A 23242-nucleotide genomic window follows, 5' to 3' on the forward strand; every position below is an offset into this window, starting at 1 on the left:
ATGCTATTTAAGCGCTGCTCCCAATCTGAATACTTTATCAATATGTTTTTGCAGGAATGCAGGAGTCGCGTCTTTCACCGGGGCGATGTAATGCACCTTTACCGGATTGATACCACAAAACTGCAATGTCCCTTTTTTAAATTGGTTCAATGCAGGGCTATGCATGAATAAAAGATTATACCATCCCGGTGTATCTGCCGTTATAATAATGCGGCCCGTTTTACCTTTTAATAATTTCCGGGGAAATGGTTTTCCCGGTACTGCCTGAAAGGTGATATCCGGCAAAAATGTTCTGTCAATAAAACCTTTCATGATTGCAGGATAACCATACCACCACATAGGAAACACCCATACAATATGATCCGCTGCTTTTATTTTTTCAATCGCATCCAACAGATCTGGTTCCAACTCCATTCGCTGCCGGTAACCGTATCGAAGATTAGGGTCAAATTGTAAAGCGCCAATATGGATGGATGAAATGATCGCATTTGCGCTGGCAGCTCCTTCTTTATATGCATTGAATAGCGCCTGATTGTAACTAAGCGGGTCAGGGTGCCCATTGATGATTAATACCTTTTTCATAAGGCAAAGGTGTAACCAGCGGCAAACAATAAAAAGGACATTTGTCTAATTCATGACTGACTTTCGTATTCTGCTTAGCGGGTCAGGGTGCCCCATTGTTGATAATACATTTTTCATATTACAAAGATGACCAGTAACAAACAATAAAAAGGACATTTGTCTAATTCATGACTGACTTTCGTATTCTGCTAAGATGTCGCTGGGTAATACCCAGGTAAGAAGATAAATATCCCAATGGGATCAACTGCAGGTATTCAGGATATTTATGAAGCAGGTCTTTATACCGGTATTCAGCACTCTCTTTCAGGAATAAAATAAACCGTTGCTCTAACTTCATATACTCCTGCTCCGCCATCATTTTAAATAGTCGGGCCCAGTTAATACTGGTTTGTTCCAGCTGAATAATGTCTGCCCGTGGAATGGTAAATATCGTAGTGGTGGTTAATGCTTCAATATTCTCAAAGGTCTTAGTTTGACTAATGAAAGAAGAATACGCTGTCACAAACGAATCAGCAAACGTAAAGCAATAGGTGATCTCCTCCCCTTCAGAGTTATGATAAAATGACCTGAAAAAACCGGATTTTACAAAAGCGACTTCCTGACATACACTGCCCTCTTTGATAAAGTACGCTCCTTTCTTCAGTGTCTTAGTCTGCCCTCTGCCCGCGAGGTAATTGATCTCAGCGGCTGACAGTAAATTAAATGACGCCAGGTATTTCTCCATATATACAAATGTACATATCTTAGGGAAGATTAACCTAAACCACCATGAAAGTAAGGATTCTCATTTTTGCTATCCTCATTATTGCCGGCGGGGTACAGGCACAGGATACCGTAAGAAGAATATATACAGGTAATAGAATAGACTCTATTTATTCCACCATCTTACAACAGGAAAGATTGATCCAGGTATTTACACCACAAGATTACAAGCCGGGAAGCAATACGCAGTACGACGTATTATATGTTTTAGACGGAGGCAACTGGAATACCGGTCTAATCAACAATGTACAACGTTTTATAGAAGGTGAAGGGAGTGTACCACCTACCATCGTGGTAAGTGTATTAGGCATTGATCGTAACAAAGACCTTACACCCACACATGTGGAAGACTGGCCTACTTCGGGTGGTGGCAACAACTTCCTGCATTTTCTCAAAGATGAATTGATTCCTTATATCAATAAGAATTATCCATCTAATGGAGATAATACCCTATGGGGGCATTCACTGGGTGGACTATTTGTGATCAATGCATTACTGACAGCACCAGAGGTATTCAAATCATACATTGCTGCTGATCCCAGCCTGTGGTGGGACCATGGCTATATACCTAAAATAGCCCCGGAGAAACTGACGGCATTAGCGGGTTCAAATCATACCTTATTCATCAGTGGCAGACTGGGTAAAGAAGCGGAAGCTATGAAGGTAACCGATATAGATACGATACTCCATCAAAAAGCACCTGCAGGATTGACATGGAAGGTGATTCAATATACGGATGAGACACATAGTTCTATCCGGTTAAAGAGTACCTATGATGGATTGAAATTCACTTTCGGCTGGAATAAAAACAATATTGATTTTCATCCGATGAATGGGATGGTCGTAAAAGGACAACCTATCAATGTCTGGTCTTTTGGAGATACAACGAATATGCGGTATACATTGGATGGTACAACCCCTGCGATCTCCTCTCCTGCTATGAAAGGGATAGTGAATATTGATGATGCAGCGAAGCTGACGATCAGGCAATTTACTAACCGCGCACGCTATGATAAAGTAAAATCAGGTGTATTCACAACTGGCAAACCCCTGAAAGCAACGGCCAAAGGAGGAGCAGAGACGAGTTATAAGTATTATGAGGAGGATCAGAAAAAACCAAAACTGGAAGGGATCATCAAAGATAAATTAACCCTCCCACGTAAGAATGATTTTAACTTAGAAGTAAACGGCTGGATGGAAGCGAAAGAAGCCGGTTATTATGTATTTGTATTCAATGCTGATACAGATTCACAATTCTATTTGAATGGTCAGGAACTGATCTGCTGGAAAGGGTCTTACAGCGAGTTCACGTATACTTATATCGTACCGTTGGAAAAAGGTTATTATCCATACCGGATAAATTACATACATCACAATGCAGACTTTGGATTAAAGCTAGCTTATCTGCCGCCATCAAGTTTAAAGCAGATCAATCCGGTATCACTTCCTTTTTATAACACAGCGGTGTTAGAGAGGTTAATTACTATATTTACATTATAACTGATTGAAGCTATTTTAGCTTTTAAATACTACAACCAATGATGTGGGAGAAAGAAACTGAAAAACTAAGAAAGATCATACAGGATTGTGGCCTTAATGAAGCCATTAAATGGGGTAAGCCCTGCTTTGATTACGAAGGTAAAAACATAGTGATCATACAGGGATTTAAAGACTATTGCGCCGTTCTTTTTTTTAAGGGTGCATTGCTTACCGATCCTGATGGAATACTCGTCAAAACCGGCGAGAATACACAGGTAGGCCGTCAGGCAAGATTTACGAATGTAAAAGAGATCACGCAGGTGGCAGCTATTCTAAAGGCTTGTATTTACGAAGCTATAGAAGTGGAGAAAGCAGGGTTGAAAGTGGATACAAAGAATACGCCGGTTAATATTCCTGAAGAGCTGCAACAACAATTCGAAAAACAACCGAAATTTAAAAAAGCATTTGAGGCACTCACTCCCGGCAGACAAAAGGCATATGTGTTTTTCTTTTCAGGGGCTAAACAATCTAAAACGAGGGAGGCAAGGATAGAGAAATACATTCCGCAGATTCTGGCGGGCAAAGGGATGAATGATTAAATTGGATACGGCATCTTTCAGAAGAAGAACTCCCCCGGATTCTGGCAGCGAAAACCATAGCAGCTGAACTAAATGAAATCTAATTCAACGACCCATTACCACAAGAATATTTTCTTGTCCCGGCTAAAAAATTAATACGCCGGCACCTGCTTCGCAGGTTACTGACAAACTAAATGAAGCACATTTTAAGGTTAAAGCATTTGATTTCCGTACAGGAAAAAAGGGAATTATTCTTTACATTGAAATAATCAAAGACCCAAGTAGATTTTTACGTTTTGAGGAGAAATTAATTGATGAAAACTATGACTTCAAAAACCAACGTTGCCTAAAGGCAAGCAGATTGTTACACTGTAAGCATTTGGCCAAGCCAATTCATAAGTATTTGAGAGAGCAAGCAGAATTGATAAAGCAGCAGCATGAATTGGAAATGATGGAGTAAAACGGAAAGAAAGGCAAAGATGCAAGTGCAGAGAAGCCCAATAAGCCGCCTGAGAAAATGTTGTTCACCGCGGCCAACAAAAGCACAACGGGACTATTCCAATTGTTGTTCGACAACGAAGGCAGGGGCCGACTTCTGCAAACGGGCGCTGATACTTAGGGGGAAGCAAGACTATTACCTGAAAATCCTTCATTTTAGCTGTATTTCCCTATTGTTGTCAGGGATTCTCTTTTTTTTTCTATATTAGCCAATTATTGACAAGTCAAAAAAATACAATGGAAAGCCAATTTGGTAATAGGGTTAGAGCCTTGAGGGAAAAGCAGAAACTGTACTTGCGGCAGGTTGCTCCCTTACTTGAAATGGATACCGCCCAGCTTAGTAAAATTGAAAAAGGGCAACGCCATTTGAAGAAAGAGCAGATCCCTTTGCTTGCGGAAATTCTGAAAGCTGATAAGGATGAACTCATTACCCTTTGGCTTGCAGATCAGGTTTTTGATGTAATCAAAGATGAGAACATGGCTGATGAGGCTCTAAAATCTGTTTCACGAAAGATTAAAAAGAAGAAATGAACCATATCCAACATAATCAAATAGTCAATTTTATCTGGGGTATTGCCGATGATGTGCTTCGAGATGTTTATACACGGAGCAAATACAGAGACATTATACTTCCGTTCACGGTATTACGCAGGTTGGATGCTTTGCTGGAGAGAAGCCAAACCTGTTATTAAATTGCTTAAACGATGAATATAGAAAGCATCACTATACAAAACTTCAGGAATATTGGAAAGGAACGAACCTTTTTCCTGAACAGGCATTTTACAGCTTTTATCGGTATTAACGGTAAAGGCAAATCAACCATTCTCAATGCCTTGCGTGTGGCGAGTGGTTCTTATTTTTTAGGCATCCCAAACTCAGAGGTAAAGTCACGGCATATTCACAAAGATGAAATTCGTTTCACTGAATCAGATTATCAACTTGTACCTCAGTTCCCGGTCAAAGTAGAAGCAACAGGAACATTCCCAGGCAGTGATAATCCTATAACATGGCGGAGGCAATGGTTGGAAGGTAAATCTTCCTCAACAACCAAGCATTCAGATGTTGGGAGTATTAAGGATATAGCAATGTCCAATTATCATGAAGTAACCAAAGAAGGTAACGATAAAATCCCTTTGCCTCTAATTGCTTTTTTGGGCATTTCTCGTGCCGTTGGTGCAGGTCGTGTTACCCCACAGAGTCGCATTCAAAAATTAGGTCGGGTTATTTTCCGTGAAGGTTATCAGGATTGGGATGAGATGAGAGCCGTTAAATTTCATTACCCGGAATGGCTGGGTCGTTATGATATGCTGTTAAAGCAGCAGAAGGAATACACAGGTACAAAAGGTGCCTTTTTTACTGCAATAAGGAAAGCAAACCCATACATAAGCCAGCTTGAGTTTAGTGCCGGAGAATTGTGGGTAAAAGTGAAAATAGATGACGAAGAAAGCAATCTTTTACCGCTTAGCTTGCATAGTGATGGTGTTCATTATTTCACGGAAATGGTAGCAGAATTGGCTTATCGTTGTATTGTCTTGAATGGATTTAAAGAAGAAAAAGCGATTGATGAAGCAACTGGCATAGTCATGATTGATGAATTGGACTTGCATCTTCACCCCAAGTGGCAACGCCATGTAGTCAATGACTTGAAAACAGCTTTCCCCAATATCCAATTTGTTGTAACCACACATTCACCTTTTATTGTTCAATCGCTGAAGTCTGAAGAATTAATAATTCTTGATGAGCAAATTAAAAAGGATGGAGACCCTGACATGAAAGGGATAGAGGATGTTGCGGCAAATGAAATGGGTGTTGAAGATGTGCCACGTAGCGAAGCATTTTTAGAAATGCAGAAGGTTGCTGAAGAATACTATGCCTTAATAAAACAAGGTAAGACAAGCATAACAGATAAAGAAACAGCGATTTTGAGAAACAAATTGAATGAATTGGAGGAACGTTTCTCGAATGACCCTGCCTTTGTCGCATCATTACGAATAGAAAGACAAGCTAACGATTTATGAGACCAGTAACTAAAATTGGATGGCCTCAGGAAGGTGGCAATCCTAAATCATATAATCCACACACAAAAGCTAAAACAGACCTTGAAGGTCATTTGGGTTGCTATTGTAGTTATTGCGAAGTTTTTAGTTCAGACCTTGAGGTTGAGCATGTAATTTCCAGAGATCTGGATAACACACTTTCACACGATTGGAATAATTTTTTGGTGGCATGTGGAAGATGTAATGGAAAGGACAATAAGTCAAATAGGAATGTTGACTTAACAATTATGCATTTCCCTCATCGGAATAACACCTTTCTTTCATTCAAGTATGAAGAAGGAGGTTATGTCAAAGTCAACCCAGACTTAGATGGTACAGCTTCTTTTACTCATGCAGAAAATATGCTGAATTTGGTCGGGTTAGATAAGATACCAGGCAATCCTAAATACCCAAATCTTAATCAAAACGACACAAGATGGAAACATAGGAGAGTCGCTTGGGAGTGGGCAGTCAAGTATTTACCCAAATTTGAAAGTGGGGAATTGTCGCCAGTTGAAGTTGCTGAGTTTGCATCTCAAAAGGGCTTCTTTTCTGTTTGGTACTCTGTTTTTAGTGCACATGAAGAAGTGAGGCAAGCACTCATTAACATCTTTACTGGAACTGCAACAAATTGTTTTGATCCGGCCAATGGCTATCAACCTATTCCCCGTAACTCTGCCAATATTGCTGACCCCATCTAAACCTACGTAATAGAAAACATGCAATTACAAGCTGGCTACATATTAGAATCAGTTCGAGATGCACTCAACGCTTACGCAAAGCGGCATGAGAAGGTACCTGCATTGCATGGCTTGCTAAGGTCGCTAAGCACTTTTGAAGTGCAAACCGTTATTAATCTTGAAACACCGGCAAATCCACAATCAATATTCGCTGTTGCATCCAATATTATCACAAGAGGCTTGCCCACTTTGGCCAGTGTTTATTTGGAAGGATACTTTGCTGATAAATTAGCAGTAACACAAAGGCATGATAACACAGTCAGAGGTAAGATAGCATTCCCTTTCGTAAATGTGGGTGAAGATAATGAACACGGCCAATCGCTTTTCAAGTCATTACATACAATTGACCCAAGAGCAAAGAACAGAAGCCAATACTTAAAAGTGAGTGATGTTGACAGCAGTTTTGAACGCAGCTTTCTGCTAAGACTATTGCCTGAAAAACAGGCATATCTGGCACAACTATTAGAAAAGCAAAGAACCCGTAGTTCATTCACCCGTGACAACAATCAGGGGAGGGTTGATTTTAGCCTGGAAATACCTTACGATTTTACCAAGAGCAAAACCAGTCAGGTACAAATTAAGCACCACAAGACCTATGTTACTGAGGTCGATGGCAAAAAGTACCACACGGATTTATTAGACGACCTGAAAGATTTTGAAATTGCTCAGCTATCCCGAAACATCAGCCACATTACCGAAGATAGGGTTTACAAAGATGTAGAAGAATTTATTCGTACAATCGAAGCAGAAGAATTTATACAGCAAGCACAGGATAACTACAGCAATGATGATTATTTATTGAGCAATCATACTGCCTTATGCCTTGCCCCCTTTGGTATTGCAAGGCTTCAAAGGGTGGTGCTTCAATATTTAATGGCTAATTACGATGCTGCAATCACAAGGCCAAAGATAAAAATAGCTGTTGTCGAAAGAGACCTGCCATGTGCAATGGCAGCATTAGATGACCTTTCGTTATTGCTGAATACCCTCAATGATTTAGCTCAAACACAAATTCATATTCCTGCATTCGACGTGCAAGTATTCACTTCGCCTGAATTTATGGACCATCCATTGCATAATGGCAAATCAGTAGCTCCGCTTACTGCTTTAAATCCTGCGGATTTCGAACTTGTTATTGATATTTCGGTATTGCGGAGATTGTCTGTATTTATAGATGATTTGCCTCCTTCGCACAATGCAATTATCATTCGCAATGCTCATTACATACACTATAAAACCAACAAGGGAGTAATATCAGCACCTTCAGTGCTGTACAGGCCATTGGTAAACCAGTTGCAGAATGAAGTTTTTGAGCCTATTGCTGAAACATCTGAACTGCTTAGAAAATTATTGCAGGACATCTTCCGCAAACTCGATTTCCGCGTAGGTCAGCTTCCTATCCTCAATCGGGCAGTGCAACTCAAATCTGTCATTGGCTTATTACCAACCGGTGGCGGTAAGTCTCTTACTTATCAGTTGGCAGCCATGCTGCAACCCGGTACCACCATTGTTATTGATCCGATTCGTTCATTGATGATTGACCAGTACAATAGTTTGAAAGAACTGAGCATTGATAAGTGTGAGTTTATAAACTCTACCCTTACTACTGCCGAAAGGAATTTCAATCAACATGAATTATTGGCGAAAGGCCAGTTACAATTTTTATTCGTTTCGCCTGAACGTTTTGTGATTGACGATTTCAGGAAAGCACTTGATAATGCAAGAAAGGACGGGCATTGTTTTGCTTATGCTGTTATTGATGAAGTGCATTGTGTTTCTGAGTGGGGTCATGATTTCAGGACACCATACTTAAACCTGGGCGACAATGCACAGGAATACTGCCTTACCTACAGTGGCATTTCTATTCCGCTTTTTGGATTAACCGCAACTGCCTCATTTGATGTGTTGGCAGATATTGAAAGAGAGTTAAACATAAAGGAAGATGATGGCAATGCCGTGGTTCGTTTTGAAAACAGTGTAAGAGATGAAATCAACTACCTCGTAAAAGAAGTACCCAACACTTATGAAGGCTTAGATAATCTGATCGAGAAAGCTATCAGGGAGAGCATTGGGGGGAAAAAGCAGGATGCCATTTTTGGTTTAATAGGCGACAAGCAAACGGTTTTGCAAACCTTTAATCAGCCTTCGGCAATTCATGAAATAATTGAGCATTCTTTCAAAAATTATTTGCCCATTACCACAAGGCAGGAATGGCTACAAAAGGCAGGCAGTGAGACAGAAGCCCTGAAGCAATACAATGACATATTGTTTAAAAATCTCCATATTCCCACAGATGCTTTTGCTGTGCAAAAGAAGGATGATACAACCCTATATCAATATGGGCTGATTGTATTTATGCCACATAGGCAAGGCTGGTTAGGCATACGAAATGGCTACAATTCGCATGGCGTATTTGATAATCCGGGATATGTATTTATTGAACAGGACAATCAAAAGGCAATACACTTTTACAATTCAGAAACCTTAGGCTACTTCATGGGAAGTGGCGATGATGATAATTCCGATAAAGTAGATGAAGAATCATTCCATCACCTCGAACTATTCAAGGATAATGAGGAATCTGTGATGGTGGCTACTAAAGCGTTTGGCATGGGTATAGACAAGCCAAATGTGCGAATGACCATTCACATCAACATTCCACAGTCCATTGAATCATTTGTACAGGAAGCAGGGCGTGCAGGGCGTGATGGCAAGGTTTCAGCCTCCGTAATTCTGTTTAACAATGACCAGCTACGCATTGCATCCAAGCCTAAAGAACCCTATCATTTGGATAAGGATGTACTCATGTACTTCCATAAGAACTCCTTTAAAGGTCAGATGAAAGAAAGGGTAATGATTCATGAACTGAGAAGCAGGATAACCTACCCGAATATAAAGAAACTCCAGATACTCATTGACCAGCTCAATGAATTGTTTGGAACAGATGATGTACAATTTGCCATCAAATTAGGAGGGCCAAAACATCATAACCGCATATTCATTAATACAGTCAATGGTACAAGCATCGGGTATGTATTTATCGACAATCAAAACACAGGCATATACCACGATTTCGGTAATGATGCATTCTGTTACCAACTGGTAGATTGGTTAAAGACAAATCTACCTTTCACTGCCGTTACCGGGGTTGATAATCTTAGGTCATGGCTCGACCAGGTAATAGTGAATACTCAGCAGCAAATGGGATTGGAAAGAATGTTGGCAGAAATGGCTACAGGTGATACCAAAACATTACCTGTTCCCTTTACCAACCGTTTCTATTCCAAGAGGGCAAAGTCTAAAATATACTTTAATCTCAATCAGGAACATTTACAAAAAGTGTTGGCTACAGCCGCTATTCAGCAACTGATTGCTGCAAACCTTACCTCACCGACCTCGGTAGGTGGTCTTTTGAAGGATGCTGTTTTTGATGGATTGGATTATCCCGATTTTATTGAATCGCTGAACATAAAAAATGAGCAGGTATTGCAGCGGGTACTGAATCTGGAAGATGAGCAGTCATTGGAACTACAGAGGGCTTATTTTATACCCCGCAGCCATGATGATACTGCCAAAGCCATTTACCGCCTGGTATCAATTGGTATCATCGATTCATACACCATCGACTATCAGAATAAGCTATACACTATCAAGTTCACAAAAAAGACTGACCCGGATTATTACCGTTCACTGGAAGAATTAATTTCCCGATACACTTCTAAGAATGTAGCTAAAAGGGAAATTGAAAAACTGAAGAAAGCTGCCAACAAAGAGATAAAAGCAGGGAAAGCAACTGTCATCAGTAAATGCTTGGAATATCTCACAGATTTCATCTACGGAAAAATCAAAGAAAAGCGTTTACAGGCCATTGACGATATGGTAAGGCTGTGCCAAACCTCCATCAATATTGCCGACCCATTGGAGCAAAACAAGTACGTAAAAGATGAAATCTATTACTACTTCAATGCAAAGTATTCAAGACGCAAATTCATAGAACGTAGCCGAAGTGGCGATTTAGATGCTTCTATGCCCGATGATTTGGATGATGAATTGCCGGTGGATGAAACCATTGAAAAATACATTGCCCTCGTTAGCAATGAAGAAACAGGTGAGTTCATCAGCAACATTAAACACCTGCGTGGTTCTTCTATGCGTATGCTTCGCAGCAACCCTGATAAGCCACAATTCAGAATCCTCAAATCATTCTCGTTGTTCATTTTGGCAGATACGGTAAGAGAATTAATCAATGAAGCAAAGCAAGAATTGGTAAGGGGCTTAATAGATTGGAAGCATAATGAAGACCCTGACTTAAATGTGCAGGCATTCATCATTCATTTTAAAAACACCGTTGCCGGCCATGTGCTGAACTATGATGTAGAAGAGGCATTTAGCGACATAGAAGATCACTATTACGCATTGTACTACGCCACATGGACAAGCAATTTCAATAAACATTTTTTGACTCAACCATCTTAATATATGGCATCACAGGAAGTACTAACAGCACTGGAAACACTGCATCGGGAAATTGAAAAATTAGAACCTGCAATCAAGCATGTAGAAACGGCTCAGCAGGTAACACAAACTGTAAAAGCAATTCCGCAAAAGCATGTGGAGTTGTTGCAGGAGGTTAAAAGCAACGATGCAAAGCATAAAGAGGAACTAAAAACACTGTTTGCAAAGGAGCTTTCTGGTTTTACAGACGAAAACAAAAAGCTACAAAAAACAACCACCGAAATTCAGCAACAGGTAAAGCTGGAGCAGGAAGCCCTTGCCAAATTGAAAGAAACAGTGCAGTCGTTTCAAGAACGGGTGGAGAAAATCAACTTTCCTGAAAGGTTAGATAAGCTGGATGCCAATGTAGCCGGTATTATGGCCGCCATTCAATCGGTGCAAAGCCGTTTGGATGGTATAGAACGAAATATTGCCGACCGTTTACGGGATATGCAGGATTACCAAAAAGAAACCCGTGCCACCCTGCAAAGCGGATTGGAACAATTGAAAACGACCTTGCAAACGGCTGTAGATACCGCTGCCAAAAAGCAGCAAACACTTACCTATATCACATGGGCATTGGTTGTGGTAGCCATCATCATTACCTTCGTACTTAAAAAATAATGAGAGCAAAATACCGCATCTTTCATAAGAAAAACTCCCCCGGATTCTGGCAGCGAAAACCATCAATGATTAAATTGTACACATAAAAGTTTGAAAAGTATCCGCATTTCACATCCTGAATAATTATGGAAATACCAGTAAAATAAGGCATTTGCCGATCTTCTGTTTTACCATTCTATACTACCTCCTTTTCTATAAATTAGTCCCCTTAACTGGTAATGACAATGAAATCTCTTTCAGCATGGTCCCGGCGGGAGTTCCTAACCGCCATATCCGGGACAGGGGCAGCCATGATGCTAAACCCTTTATCATCATGGGCTATCGGTGACATAGATCCTCGTGTAGCAGCTATCGTAGCAGCTACTTACGGAATTGACACACATAATCACGTAGACGTTCCTTTGATCAAAGAAGATATTCCTGGCCCCGATATTGACCTGGCAGGAGAAATGAAACGCTCTGGTTTATCGGCTATCTGCATGACCTTTGCGGTTGACTACAAGAAATTAGATCCTAACGGAGAAGCGTATGATCGCTTTCTGAATGGCCTGACAGCTATGGATGCTGAACTGGCTAAGAACAAGATGAAACGGGCCCTGAACATGGAGGACCTGCGCAAAGCGAAGAAGAAAAAACAGCCGATTGTGATTCAGTCTGTTGAAGGCGCACACTGGCTGGAAGGAAAGGTGGAAAGAGTGGAAGTAGGTTATAAACGCGGATTACGTCATCTTACTTTATTACACGACAGCGATGCATCTGTACCTTTGGGTGATGTGTATACAAATGAACCTGCGTTTGGTGGGCTGACTAAGTTTGGTGCAGATGTGATCAGGGAATGTAACAGGTTAGGTATACTGGTAGACCTCGCGCATTGCGATGGGAACACGGTGGCTATGGCATTGAAGGTGGCTACACAACCGGTGTTTATATCTCATACAGGGTTGAATACACAGTTGGGAAATAATCCCGGGATGGCGAAGATGATGTACAAAAGGCTCATCAGCAAGGAGAATGCGAAGGTAGTGGCAGATGCAGGTGGCGTGATTGGCGTGTGGACGCATCTGGCGGATACGCCGTTGGAGTATGTACAGAATATCAGGGCATTGGTGGATATTGTAGGAGTGGATCATGTGTGTATCGGTACGGATACGAAGATGACGCCTCCGTATCACAAGCCCGGTGCTCAATCTGGATTTGGCGGAGGACCAGGTGGTGAGCACAAAGGAGGTCCTGATGGCGATCATAAAGGTGGACCAGATAGCGAGCACAAAGGCGACCCCGATGGAGATCATAAAAGCGGACCAGATAGCGAGCACAAAGTTGGCCCCGATGGTGATCAAAACAAACCTAAAGATAATGGCCCGCAAAAACCACGTGTTGGCGAACGCACCAATCTTGCATGGGCTGATCAAAATGTAGGCTTCTATTACGCAGTGGTGGATGCAATGCTCAAAACAGGTTTTAATGAAGAAGAAATAGGTAAAATAGGTGGTGGTAATTTCTGCCGTGTATTTGATGCTGCTACAAAAAAATAATGGTATTACCCCTGAAAAATGGGGTAATATTTCTTTTCAAATTGAGAGGTTTCTTTCAACAAGCATTCCTACCAAACCGGTAATTCTTTCAAGTCTGTATTCCTACCAAACCAAAGTTCCTTCAAACGAAAATCCCTACCAAACCAATAATTCATTCAAACCAATATCCCCCCTACCGAAAGTTCCTCCAAACCATCATTCCCCCAAACCAATAATTCCCTCCAACCAGTATCCCCCCTTACGAAAGTTCCTTCAAACGATCATTCCCCCAACCACTAATTCCTTCTAACCAGTATCCCCCTTAAGAAAATTCCTCCAAACCATCATTCCCCCAAACCAATAATTCCCTCCAACCAATATCCCCCCTACCGAAAGTTCCTTCAAACCATCATTCACCTCAACCACTAATTCCTTCCTATTTTAAATCAAATCCCTATCTTCGCCCCGTTTTTAAGTTCTTTTCTTTTCCCCACCTAAAAAAGGTTCTGTTTAACAGCAGATTAATAGGGAATCGTGTGAAAATCACGAACTGTCCCGCAACTGTAAGTAACAATCACAGTTGCTGCCACCAATGTCCACTGATCGATATGATCGGGAAGGACGGCAGCAATGTTACAAGTCAGGAGACCTGCCTTTTTTACGCTGGCAATGCTTTCGTGGACTGAAGCAACGTCAAGGTTTGGAGTTTTAGATCCGGAGTGTATTCACTTACGGACCATCGTGTGCTTACACCACACCTCCATCCCTTCCCCACCAAAGCATGGTAAAGTCAAGGAGAATTATTATTTCTTCATCAACTCTATCAATGCAAACATCTACCATCGCCTTCGCCGGTATTCTGCTGTCATGTACACTGTCCGTCGCCACCATTCAGGCACAATCTGTTTCTGACAGTACTGTCAAACAATTATCTGAAGTCACCATCAATCATGCCCAACGTTCCAGCATCAACAAGATCAATGTCCCTCTCCGGGATCTGCCATTGACCACGACTGCTGTCTCTTTCAAAACCATCGAACAAAGAGGTACTGACGACCTGGGCGAAGCCATGAAAAACGTGACCGGGGTACGTGCAAACAACACCTACGGCGGTTTCCAGCACTTCACCATCCGTGGTTTTAACAACTTTGTATTGCTGATAGACGGTGTCAGAGATGAACGTCACAACATCAGCACCAGTGCGCCCAGCACCAATCTCGCAAATATTGAAAGGATCGAAGTGCTGAAAGGCCCTGCCTCTGTACTCTTCGGCCACTCTGCATTAGGCGGTATTATCAACCTGGTGCGCAAACGCCCTACTACGGAGCAAAAAGCAGACTTCTCCGCCTCCTATGGCAGCTTTAATACCCGCAGAATGCGCGTAGGTGCCGGTGGTGCGCTGAGCAAAAACCTCTTATACCGCGTTGATGCAGGATTATCTGCTACGGATGGTTATCGCAATGCCCCTGTGAATACCAACAATGCATACCTCGCATTGGAATACACACCTACTGCACACGATAACTTCTACCTCACCGTTGGCGCCAACAAAGATCATTACGCTACTGACGCCGGTATCCCTATGCTGACAGGTAGCAAACCAGCTCCCGGTATGAACGTAAATACCCGCTACAACGATCCGGCCGATTTTCTAAAGAACACCACCACCAGCTATCAGCTGCGCTATACTCACCAGTTCAGCGATGCATTGGTGCTCTCGGATCAACTCTCCTATTCCGATGATAATATCGACTATTTATCTACTGAAGAACTGACCTTCAATGAGACTCTCGACTCACTGACACGTACTTCTCCACTGTATTTCAATCACCTGACCAGGCCTTTGCAAAATCAGCTGGAGCTGACTTACAACACGCATACCGGTCAGGTTGAACATAGAATTCTCGCAGGCTACTCTTACAGTAATTTAGATCGCAAAACGTATAGTGCCAACATATATGGAGATGGTCTGTACGCCACTGTTGCTGTACAGGATCCTATCTTAAACCAGGGCTACATCAACTATACGCCTTATCAATACAAGGCTTCAGAAGAAACTGTTCATGGGCTGTATGTCCAGGAGTGGATAAAACTTTCCGACAAACTGAAAGGTCTTGTTGGCTTACGCTACGATATCTTCCGGGGTACATATTTCACCAACAAGGTAGATAAAAACAGGAATGTAACAGAGAGAGGTGCGGAGACAAAGATCCCTACCACTGCGCTCACTTACCGTGCAGGTCTGGTGTACCAGCCATTGAAAGCATGGTCTGTCTACGGCTCCTACTCTACTTATTTCAAGCCAAGCAGAAGGATTGCCAACAATGGCGAAACCTTCGAACCGGAAGACGGTTACCAGGGTGAAGTAGGTACCCGTTATGACATTACACGTAACTGGTCTGTGAATGGTTCCCTTTACTATATGAGAAAGAACAACCAGGTAGAAAGCATTGCCGGTGGTGGTTACAAACGTGTAGGTGCTGCTGAATCAAAAGGATACGAAATTGAATTGCAGGGTAGTCCGCTGGCAGGACTGGACGTGAATGCCGGCTATACCTTTACTCTTGCCAAATACCTTCCTTATGCTGACAAGTCACTGACCAATAGTGTAGCTGGCAATATCGTAGCACTGGCACCTAAACATATGGCGAATCTGTGGGCGAACTATCAGCTGAAAGGCTGGAGCGTTGGTGCAGGTGCCAACTATATGAGCGATACCTATACCAATAGTGCCAACACCTATGTATTACATGCTTACACCACCATCGATGCCGCACTGGGTTACCAGTTTGGCAAGGTAGGACTGCGTCTGAATGTAAACAATCTGGCGAATGAGAAATACTTTGCCAACGCCATTTATTCCAACCAGTTTTATCCGGGTGCTACGCGCAATTATTTGCTGACACTGAAGTACGCTTTATAAGATGAAGTTCAAAGCAATATTGCTCATACACCGGTACCTGGGGTTTGCGCTGAGTGGAATGTTTGTCGTTTGGTTTTTATCCGGGATGATGATGATGTATGTTACTTATCCGACGATGAAATATGAACAGCGCTTACAACGTTTGCCGGTGCTTAAATTGGAGCAATGTCATATTATTCCGCCTCAGATCAAAAATGCAAAACGTGTAAGACTGGGCATGCTGCTGGACAGACCTGTTTACAGGATCGACCAGCAGGTGATCTATGCTGATAATGGCGATACCCTACCGGGAGTAGATACGGCATTAGCCAGCCTGATCGCCACTGCCTTTGCGCATAGCAAACCGGCATCTGTAGAGGTCTTACATGAAATAGATCAGTGGATGGCAGCGCATCGTTCGCAGGGCTATCTGCCTGATGTATATAAATTTAAAATGGATGATGCTGCCGGCAATTATGTATATGTATCTATGCATACCGCCGAAGTGGTACAGATGGTGAATGCCAGACAAAGACTAATGGCATGGCTGGGACCTATTCCTCACTGGATCTATCCGACTCTACTGATCAGGAACAGGCCACTATGGAGTCAGGTGGTGATATGGGTATCATTGATGGGCACCATTATGTGTCTGGCAGGCATTATCATGGGTTTTGTGAGGTATAAAAGGAAGCGGGGTATGCAATTCAGTCCTTATAAAAAGGTATGGTTTAAGTATCATCATTATACTGGATTTATCTTTGGGTTGTTTGTATTTACATGGGTATTGAGTGGGTTGTTTTCAATGAGTCCGCTGCCTTTGGGAAAGAACACAAAACCAAAGACTACTATCCAGGATAATTTTGTTGTATTGCCCCGAAAATTTTCGGATGTAAAAGAAATCCAGCTCATAGAGGTGGAAGGAAAACCTTATTACCTTGGCTGGAAAGATGGCCAGCATACACAGCTGCTGGATGCTGGCAAAACGGATAGCAGACCATTTGAACGATTCGATAGCAGTATCTTTCATATAAAAGGTAAGAAGGAAATACTGACTACTTACGATGACTATTACTATTCACGTAAATATGAAAAGCGACTCCCTGTTTTAAGGGTCAAAGATGGTGAGATTTGGTCTTATATAGACCTCAGCAACGGCCAGCTGGTGCTGCAACAGGATAATGGCGCAAGGGTGGAGCGGTGGTTGTATCATGGTTTACACAGTCTTGATTTTAGTTTTTTGGTTTATAAAAGACCATTGTGGGATGTAGTCGTGTGGATATTAATGCTGGGTGGAACAATGGTCAGTGTGACAGGGGCGGTATTGACATGGAAATGGTTAAAAAGGAAAGCAGGGGTTAGATGATCCCTGCTTTTTTAATATGTCTGACTGACTATTTCATTAATATTTCCAATTGGCGAGTTCATGGTATGTTCAATTGACCACTCCATTGTATGTCTACCCGATCACTTCACGGTATGCCCAATTGACCACTCCATTTCCTCTACGGGTGAGATTACGGAAGTGTCAAAAGTAACACCATCTCTGTAGTAATATTTCCACCAGTCGTATCTATTATTCTATATCCACATACACTTTGATCAATCTCTACATCAGCCGTTTCTTTTCCTATCTGGTAAGAGGCGGCTAGTGTTGTATATTGGTAAATATTATCTTCTTCAGTTTCGTCTATCATATGGTAGTGGCCACAGAAAATTGTTATTTTTTTAGGCGCCCCTTTTAGTAAATCCTTCAATTCATCCCGACCTTTCAGCGCAGCACCTAATCCTTCTATGGGCGTATTGATCGCTAACACAGGATGGTGTAAAAAAAGAACTATTTCTTTGTCTGTATTTAACATTTCTTTTAACCAACTCAAACGCTCCACATCAATTTTATTATCAGAAGTATCTAAGATAATATACCTGACAGCTGCATCCTCTTTGATATAATTTGCAGGCTCAGGATAATATTGACTCACTGCTGCAAAGGTATCATGGTTGCCCAATACCATCCACAATGAAAATCCTCTCTGCGCAATTACATCAAAGAACCATTTATTCATTTCAAGGGACCCGATATCCCCTCCAAATACAATCTCTTTAATTCCTCTTTCTGCTACATCATCTAAAATCATCTTAAAGTTCTTTGTATGCGCCGTAGGATTATTGATATAACTGATGCCATTCCCTGTCTGCAATTCCTGTCCTAAATGACTATCTGTGATATATGCTTTCATAGTTTAAAGGTATAAAAAAAGAGGGTGTATTATAAATAAATGAAACTCCTGAGAAACGCATAAAATAGAATCTGGCTCCAACAGGTATCCGAATTAAAGAAGGGTGTATCTAACTTTTGATACCCCCTCATCTTTTACGAAACATGAGGTACGTGACCCCGACCATTATAAATGCGATGACGGCATCCACAGTAGCAGCCGCCCCCAACACAGCTAATTTAGATCCGAAGGCGAAAATGATATCGAAAAACATACCTGCAAAAACCCATTCTTTCAACCTGTTCAACTTATTGGGAATGAGGAGCACCGCAATACCAGATAATTTTGCTACACCCGGTATATAAATAAAATGTGGTGGATAGCCCAGTTGTAAGGTGATATTCCATACCAGCGGATTGTTTGTGAGTTCACAAATACCACTGGTGCCAAACCATAATGATGTGAGGGCGATGCCTGTCCAATAGATGGCGTTTACTACTTTATGATTCATGTCGTTATTGTTTTATGATCAAAAGGTGGGCAAAGAGTGACGGAAGGAAAGGATCATTCCCCTGGGTTAGACAAAATGAAGGGAGAACCGGGCATTTTCATTTCATAAAAATTAAGTAAAATTGTGCCATGGAACTAAATTTAGAATATAACAAAGCCATACGGCTGCTGGATGAGGGCCGGGAAGAAGAAGCCCTGCAACTGCTGGAAAAAGTACTGCTGAACAGTATGCAAAATGATGATCAGGTACATGTGGTCAGGAGCAGTGTGGTATTGGGTGAATATTTCTTCAATATAGGTGATGAGGAAGCTGCCGGCAAGAACCTGGAACGTGCGATAGAAGCGATCCTGACAGATGAGGAGGCGGAAGAATTGGATTGGGAGTTGAACCAGGCGAGGGAATTACTGAATAATCTGTAAATAAATTATTTATGAAAAAGGCAATTCACCGATAGGGATGAAATCATTTTCAGAAAAACATTCATGAAGACGGAATTTCACCAACGGAGATGAAAATCATTTTCAGAAAATAAAGAGCAAGGGGTTGAATGTCCTTGCTCTTTATTAATTATTGCATACCTAATTATTACAAACCAAATTGTTGCAAACCAAATTAATGCATCTCAAATTATTGCAACCCACCTGAAGCTTTAACTCTATCTCCCGTAATCCACCTGGCCGCATCAGAAACAAGGAATGTCACAATACCAGCAATATCTTCCGGTTGCCCTAATCGTCCTAACGGCGTAGACCTGATCATAAATTGTTCTGCATCGGTACCCAGCATACCCTGGGATTTTACGCCTTCTGTTACCGTGGGCCCTGCAGCAATGGTATTCACCCTGATATTACGAGGGCCGAGTTCTCTGGACAGGGCAACAGACAATGCATCCAGTGCCGCTTTTGATGCGGCATAAATACTGGTGGTGGGCATCGGATTTTCACTGGCAGAAGAACTGATATTTACGATATTCCCCCCTGTTGCAGGAAAGTATTTCAATACTTCCTGTATAGTCAACACAGGTCCCAATACGTTAATGTCAAACTGTTCTCTATAGAAATCTGTGGTTACTGATTCAATGGGCGCAAATTTGTAAATACCGGCATTGTTAATGAGAATATCGACCTTCCCAAAAGCACGCTGTGTTGCTTCAAACAACCTTTTCACATCAGCAGGTTTGCTCACATCTGCCTGAATAGCCAGGGCCGAAGTACCTATTTCCCTCACTACTTTTTCAGCATCCGCAGCGCTGTTTGCATAATTCACGACAACTGTTGCGCCGGCTGCTGCTAATCCTTTCGCGATGGCTGCGCCAATACCTTTGGATGCACCCGTTACCACGGCTACTTTTCCTTTCAATGATAATTCCATTTGTACTACGTTTTTATGCAGACAAATGTAGATGCTGTATCTTTACAAAATACAGTACTTTCCCAAAGGGAAGTATCAACTACTTAATAATCAATAGATATGGAAAAGTGCGCACCCGTATTATCAGCATGTATGCAACGCATGAAAGGCATCCAGGATGCCCTTGATATTCTAAACGGAAAATGGAAAATAAGGATCATGGCAGCCCTGACTTTTGGACCAAAACGATTTGTCGATCTGCAAATGATCATCGAAGGAATAGGCCCTAAAATGCTTTCTAAAGAGCTGCAATTACTTGAGCTGAATGGCCTGGTGCGCAGAGAGGTGGTTGATAATAAACCGGTGGGTGTAAACTATGTCATTACTGAATATGGTCTTACCCTGGAAACTGTGATCAAAGAATTATCTCACTGGGGCAATACCCACAGAATACAGGTAATGGGTAAGGTTTAATGACCGCTTTCAGCTTCAGGTAAATAAGGGCGATTAAAACAAATGTACCCGCCACTGCCACATACACACTCAGTGAGATCGCATGCAGGATGGCACTCCCTGCCGTCCTCAAACCGACCGCCCTTGCACGAATATCCGGCATATGGGCAAAGCTCTGATTCAGAATGGCCAGCGAACTGGGTATCATGGTAGCTGCGCCAACACTCTGCAATACTCTCCATACGATCAGCATTCCTGCTGTACCTGCAAATCCACAGCCTACAGAGGCGGCGCAAAATATGAACATCCCCACTGAAATACATGTTTAGCGCCAAACAAATCACTCAGGTTCCCGGCTGACAACATCAATACTGCAAAGGCCAATGCATAGGCATCAATCACCCATTGCAGTATGCTCATATCAGCTTTGAATGTCTTTGCGATTTCGGGTAAGGCGATATTTACGATGGAAACATCTAATTGTGCAACTACGAAAGCAAGGCTGGTTACAGCCATGATCCATCTGAAACTATTACTGGCGGTCATGATCAAAGGAGGGATTTTCTGATACGGCTTAACGACGAGGGAGTAATACCCAGATAAGATGCGAGCATTGCCTGTGGCACCCTGTTCGCTAACCCCGGGTAGTATTCTATAAAATGTAAATAACGGGATTGCGCATCCTGTACCAACATATTGCCGGCGGCTTTCATCTTACTTTCCAACACGGATGCTGTGATCCTTGCAAAGATATCTTTCCAGCCGGGAACCACTTTGTCGAGGTAATTGAAATCTGCTTTTGAGAACACGAGCAATTCACAATCGGTCACAGCCTCTATATATTCTGAGGCAGGCAGTTCATCGCGAAAGCTACTGAAGTCGGCCGCAAAACGGTCTTCATATACAAAATATCGGGTGAGCCCCTCTCCTGCTTTGTTATAATAACAAATACGGCAGACCCCTTCGGTTACATAACCTATTTCTTCGGATACTTTCCCGGCTTCGGAGAAACTGGCTCCTTTGGGCAGCTTTTTCCATTGTGCTTTACTTTTGATTTGCGCGATCTGTTGTTCAGTCAGGTACCCAAATTGAAGCAGGTACGTAATGAGTAGTTCCATTCCTGCAAAGTTAGGGTAAGCAGAGACAACCTGTATTACCAATTGACAACTTATTCTTTTATCCAGTAGTGAGGCTTGTTCCGGGGTGATACGCCCAGTCACCGCCGGTTTGCCAATGAGTATCTGCAAACCTGCGGGAGGCGGGGCATATATTGCTTTTCTTAAAGAAGCATCGGTGCAGCATAATAATAGGGTAATTTTTAGCATGGGCTACATGCTAAAAATTTACAACATACTATTCTTCCCCTTTATTCGTCAGTTTTGCCAACACAAAGAAAGCCCCTTTGGTCACCACTTTGGCATGCGCAGGCAATTCTCTGACAGGAGTGATAGCGGAATATCCCACATCAGAAACACCTTTTGCTACCGGCCACTTTTCAAACTCATAGCCTTCTTTTGTTTCTTTTATCATCACAAAAATATAATCCTCTCCTGCATGGCTTACAATAGCGGAAGTAGGTACTGCAGGGCCTTTAACGGCGCCAGTACTGACTACTGCTGTTACATTCATACCTTCTATCAATCCTGATTTATCTCCATTCACCACAGCATGTACAGGAATTGTCTTGGTGTCATTTTCAAATGCAGTGCCTATGGAAAACACCGCTGCTTCGTACGTCTTGCCGGGATTATTTGTCAATGTGAAGGTAATATCCTGTTTGGGTTTCAATTTAGACAGGTCCTTCTCATACACAAACAGGTCGAGGTGTAATTCAGAGTTATTGACTATTTGCGCTACAGGGGTAGCTGCATCTACATTCGCTCCTATCTCTGCCTTCACATTGCTGATGGTGCCACTGATAGGTGCTGTAATGGCGATAATTGTGGTGATCTTGCCGGCAGACACTGCGGAGGCAGAGATCCCTAATGCAGACAGCTGTTGCTGCAAAGCATTTCGCGTAGCAGTGAGGGTCGCGATTTCTGTCTCTACCCTTTGCAGGTTTTTTAATGGCGCTGCATTGCCGGCTACTAATTCCTGCTGGCGTTGTTGTTCTATTTTTGCGAGGTTCAATTGGGCAATGGTGGATTGTAATTCCTGTTGCACCTTTGTCAATTCAGGGTTGACGAGTGTTGCAATCACCTGTCCTTTCTTTACATAATCACCGGGTAGTACGGTCAGCGTTTTCACAATGCCACTGGTCAGTGCGGTTACTAATGCTTTGTTCTGATTAGGCACAGAGAGCATGCCGCTTAACTTGATCGCATCTACCAGGCTTTTCTGGCTGACAGTATCCAATTCAATGCCGACGGCTTTCATTTGTTCCGGAGTGATGGCCGCTACATTGGTTTCCGTTTCAGCGGTGTCCTCCTCTTCATGCGTTGCTTTTGGCTGGACACAGGCGGATATCGTCAATATGATTAAGAAAAATACTTTCTTCATT

The 23242-nt window shown here is 42.2% G+C and carries 22 protein-coding genes and 1 riboswitch; of the genes, 13 read left to right on the forward strand and 9 right to left on the reverse strand.

What is annotated here, in order from left to right; translation table 11 throughout:
* Positions 1-3 precede the first annotated feature (3 nt).
* Together BW716_RS25590 and BW716_RS25595 are read right to left on the reverse strand one after the other, a co-directional pair.
* Entirely contained in the window at positions 4-582 is a 579-nt protein-coding gene (locus tag BW716_RS25590; RefSeq protein ID WP_083727434.1) for an NAD(P)H-dependent oxidoreductase, read from the reverse strand.
* Positions 583-742: 160 nt separating this feature from the next.
* A complete protein-coding gene (locus BW716_RS25595) occupies positions 743-1306 on the reverse strand; it encodes a Crp/Fnr family transcriptional regulator (protein ID WP_083727436.1) in 564 nt (187 codons plus the stop codon).
* 44 nt (positions 1307-1350) lie between these two features.
* Between BW716_RS25595 and BW716_RS25600 the strand changes: the two genes are divergently transcribed.
* The 11 genes from BW716_RS25600 to BW716_RS25650 all read left to right on the forward strand — a co-directional run bounded on the left by BW716_RS25600 (position 1351) and on the right by BW716_RS25650 (position 17575).
* A complete protein-coding gene (locus BW716_RS25600; protein ID WP_083727438.1) occupies positions 1351-2844 on the forward strand; it encodes an alpha/beta hydrolase-fold protein in 1494 nt (497 codons plus the stop codon).
* A 38-nt stretch (positions 2845-2882) separates the two neighbouring features.
* A complete protein-coding gene (locus BW716_RS25605; protein WP_083727440.1) occupies positions 2883-3422 on the forward strand; it encodes a YdeI family protein in 540 nt (179 codons plus the stop codon).
* Positions 3423-4136: 714 nt separating this feature from the next.
* The gene (locus BW716_RS25610; RefSeq protein ID WP_083727442.1) at positions 4137-4430 is read left to right on the forward strand and encodes a helix-turn-helix domain-containing protein; all 294 of its coding nucleotides are present in this window, start codon (positions 4137-4139) and stop codon (positions 4428-4430) included.
* On the forward strand, positions 4427-4591 hold the full coding sequence (locus BW716_RS39070) for a type I restriction-modification system subunit M N-terminal domain-containing protein (protein WP_083727444.1): 165 nt from the start codon (positions 4427-4429) through the stop codon (positions 4589-4591). The genes BW716_RS25610 and BW716_RS39070 overlap by 4 nt, the downstream gene beginning before the upstream one ends.
* A gap of 12 nt (positions 4592-4603) precedes the next feature.
* On the forward strand, positions 4604-5917 hold the full coding sequence (locus tag BW716_RS25620) for an AAA family ATPase (protein ID WP_083727446.1): 1314 nt from the start codon (positions 4604-4606) through the stop codon (positions 5915-5917).
* The gene (locus tag BW716_RS25625; RefSeq protein WP_083727448.1) at positions 5914-6636 is read left to right on the forward strand and encodes an HNH endonuclease; all 723 of its coding nucleotides are present in this window, start codon (positions 5914-5916) and stop codon (positions 6634-6636) included. Before BW716_RS25620 ends, BW716_RS25625 begins: the two co-directional genes overlap by 4 nt.
* Positions 6637-6654: 18 nt before the next feature.
* A complete protein-coding gene (locus BW716_RS25630; RefSeq protein ID WP_083727451.1) occupies positions 6655-11151 on the forward strand; it encodes a DEAD/DEAH box helicase in 4497 nt (1498 codons plus the stop codon).
* Positions 11152-11154: 3 nt separating this feature from the next.
* Positions 11155-11793, forward strand: a complete 639-nt coding sequence (locus BW716_RS25635; protein WP_083727453.1) for a hypothetical protein — start codon at positions 11155-11157, stop codon at positions 11791-11793.
* Between the two features lie 224 nt (positions 11794-12017).
* Positions 12018-13328 carry a dipeptidase gene (locus tag BW716_RS25640; protein ID WP_143709029.1) on the forward strand — a complete coding sequence of 437 codons (1311 nt, stop codon included), beginning with the start codon at positions 12018-12020 and terminating at the stop codon, positions 13326-13328.
* Positions 13329-13791: 463 nt separating this feature from the next.
* A riboswitch (cobalamin riboswitch) is annotated at positions 13792-13979 on the forward strand.
* A 154-nt stretch (positions 13980-14133) separates the two neighbouring features.
* A complete protein-coding gene (locus BW716_RS25645) occupies positions 14134-16230 on the forward strand; it encodes a TonB-dependent siderophore receptor (protein ID WP_235643947.1) in 2097 nt (698 codons plus the stop codon).
* 1 nt (position 16231) lies between these two features.
* Positions 16232-17575, forward strand: coding sequence for a PepSY domain-containing protein (locus tag BW716_RS25650; RefSeq protein WP_083727459.1), 1344 nt, complete (start codon positions 16232-16234; stop codon positions 17573-17575).
* Between the two features lie 151 nt (positions 17576-17726).
* On the opposite strand, the gene BW716_RS25655 is transcribed toward BW716_RS25650, so the two are convergent.
* Positions 17727-18449, reverse strand: a complete 723-nt coding sequence (locus tag BW716_RS25655) for a metallophosphoesterase (RefSeq protein WP_083727461.1) — start codon at positions 18447-18449, stop codon at positions 17727-17729.
* 127 nt (positions 18450-18576) lie between these two features.
* Positions 18577-18939 (reverse strand): DoxX family protein, encoded by a 363-nt coding sequence (locus BW716_RS25660; RefSeq protein WP_083727463.1) that lies wholly within the window; start codon positions 18937-18939, stop codon positions 18577-18579.
* 128 nt (positions 18940-19067) lie between these two features.
* Here BW716_RS25660 and BW716_RS25665 point away from each other — a divergent pair, with 128 nt between their 5' ends.
* On the forward strand, positions 19068-19358 hold the full coding sequence (locus tag BW716_RS25665) for a hypothetical protein (protein WP_083727465.1): 291 nt from the start codon (positions 19068-19070) through the stop codon (positions 19356-19358).
* A gap of 208 nt (positions 19359-19566) precedes the next feature.
* On the opposite strand, the gene BW716_RS25670 is transcribed toward BW716_RS25665, so the two are convergent.
* Positions 19567-20310, reverse strand: a complete 744-nt coding sequence (locus BW716_RS25670) for a glucose 1-dehydrogenase (protein WP_083727468.1) — start codon at positions 20308-20310, stop codon at positions 19567-19569.
* A gap of 99 nt (positions 20311-20409) precedes the next feature.
* Between BW716_RS25670 and BW716_RS25675 the strand changes: the two genes are divergently transcribed.
* Positions 20410-20763 carry a helix-turn-helix domain-containing protein gene (locus tag BW716_RS25675; RefSeq protein WP_083727470.1) on the forward strand — a complete coding sequence of 118 codons (354 nt, stop codon included), beginning with the start codon at positions 20410-20412 and terminating at the stop codon, positions 20761-20763.
* On the opposite strand, the gene BW716_RS36275 is transcribed toward BW716_RS25675, so the two are convergent.
* From BW716_RS36275 to BW716_RS25690, 4 genes are read right to left on the reverse strand one after another with little or no spacing between them, the layout of a single operon-like run.
* A complete protein-coding gene (locus BW716_RS36275) occupies positions 20705-21049 on the reverse strand; it encodes an MFS transporter (RefSeq protein WP_143709030.1) in 345 nt (114 codons plus the stop codon). The genes BW716_RS25675 and BW716_RS36275 overlap by 59 nt on opposite strands.
* The gene (locus tag BW716_RS25680; protein WP_083727472.1) at positions 21022-21288 is read right to left on the reverse strand and encodes an MFS transporter; all 267 of its coding nucleotides are present in this window, start codon (positions 21286-21288) and stop codon (positions 21022-21024) included. Before BW716_RS25680 ends, BW716_RS36275 begins: the two co-directional genes overlap by 28 nt.
* A gap of 2 nt (positions 21289-21290) precedes the next feature.
* Positions 21291-22067 carry a Crp/Fnr family transcriptional regulator gene (locus BW716_RS25685; protein ID WP_235643948.1) on the reverse strand — a complete coding sequence of 259 codons (777 nt, stop codon included), beginning with the start codon at positions 22065-22067 and terminating at the stop codon, positions 21291-21293.
* 28 nt (positions 22068-22095) lie between these two features.
* Positions 22096-23241: an efflux RND transporter periplasmic adaptor subunit gene (locus tag BW716_RS25690; RefSeq protein WP_235643949.1), complete on the reverse strand. Its 1146-nt coding sequence runs from the start codon at positions 23239-23241 to the stop codon at positions 22096-22098.
* Between the last annotated feature and the right edge of the window lies 1 nt (position 23242).

It is taken from the genome of [Flexibacter] sp. ATCC 35208 (assembly GCF_001975825.1).
Lineage (GTDB): Bacteria > Bacteroidota > Bacteroidia > Chitinophagales > Chitinophagaceae > Chitinophaga.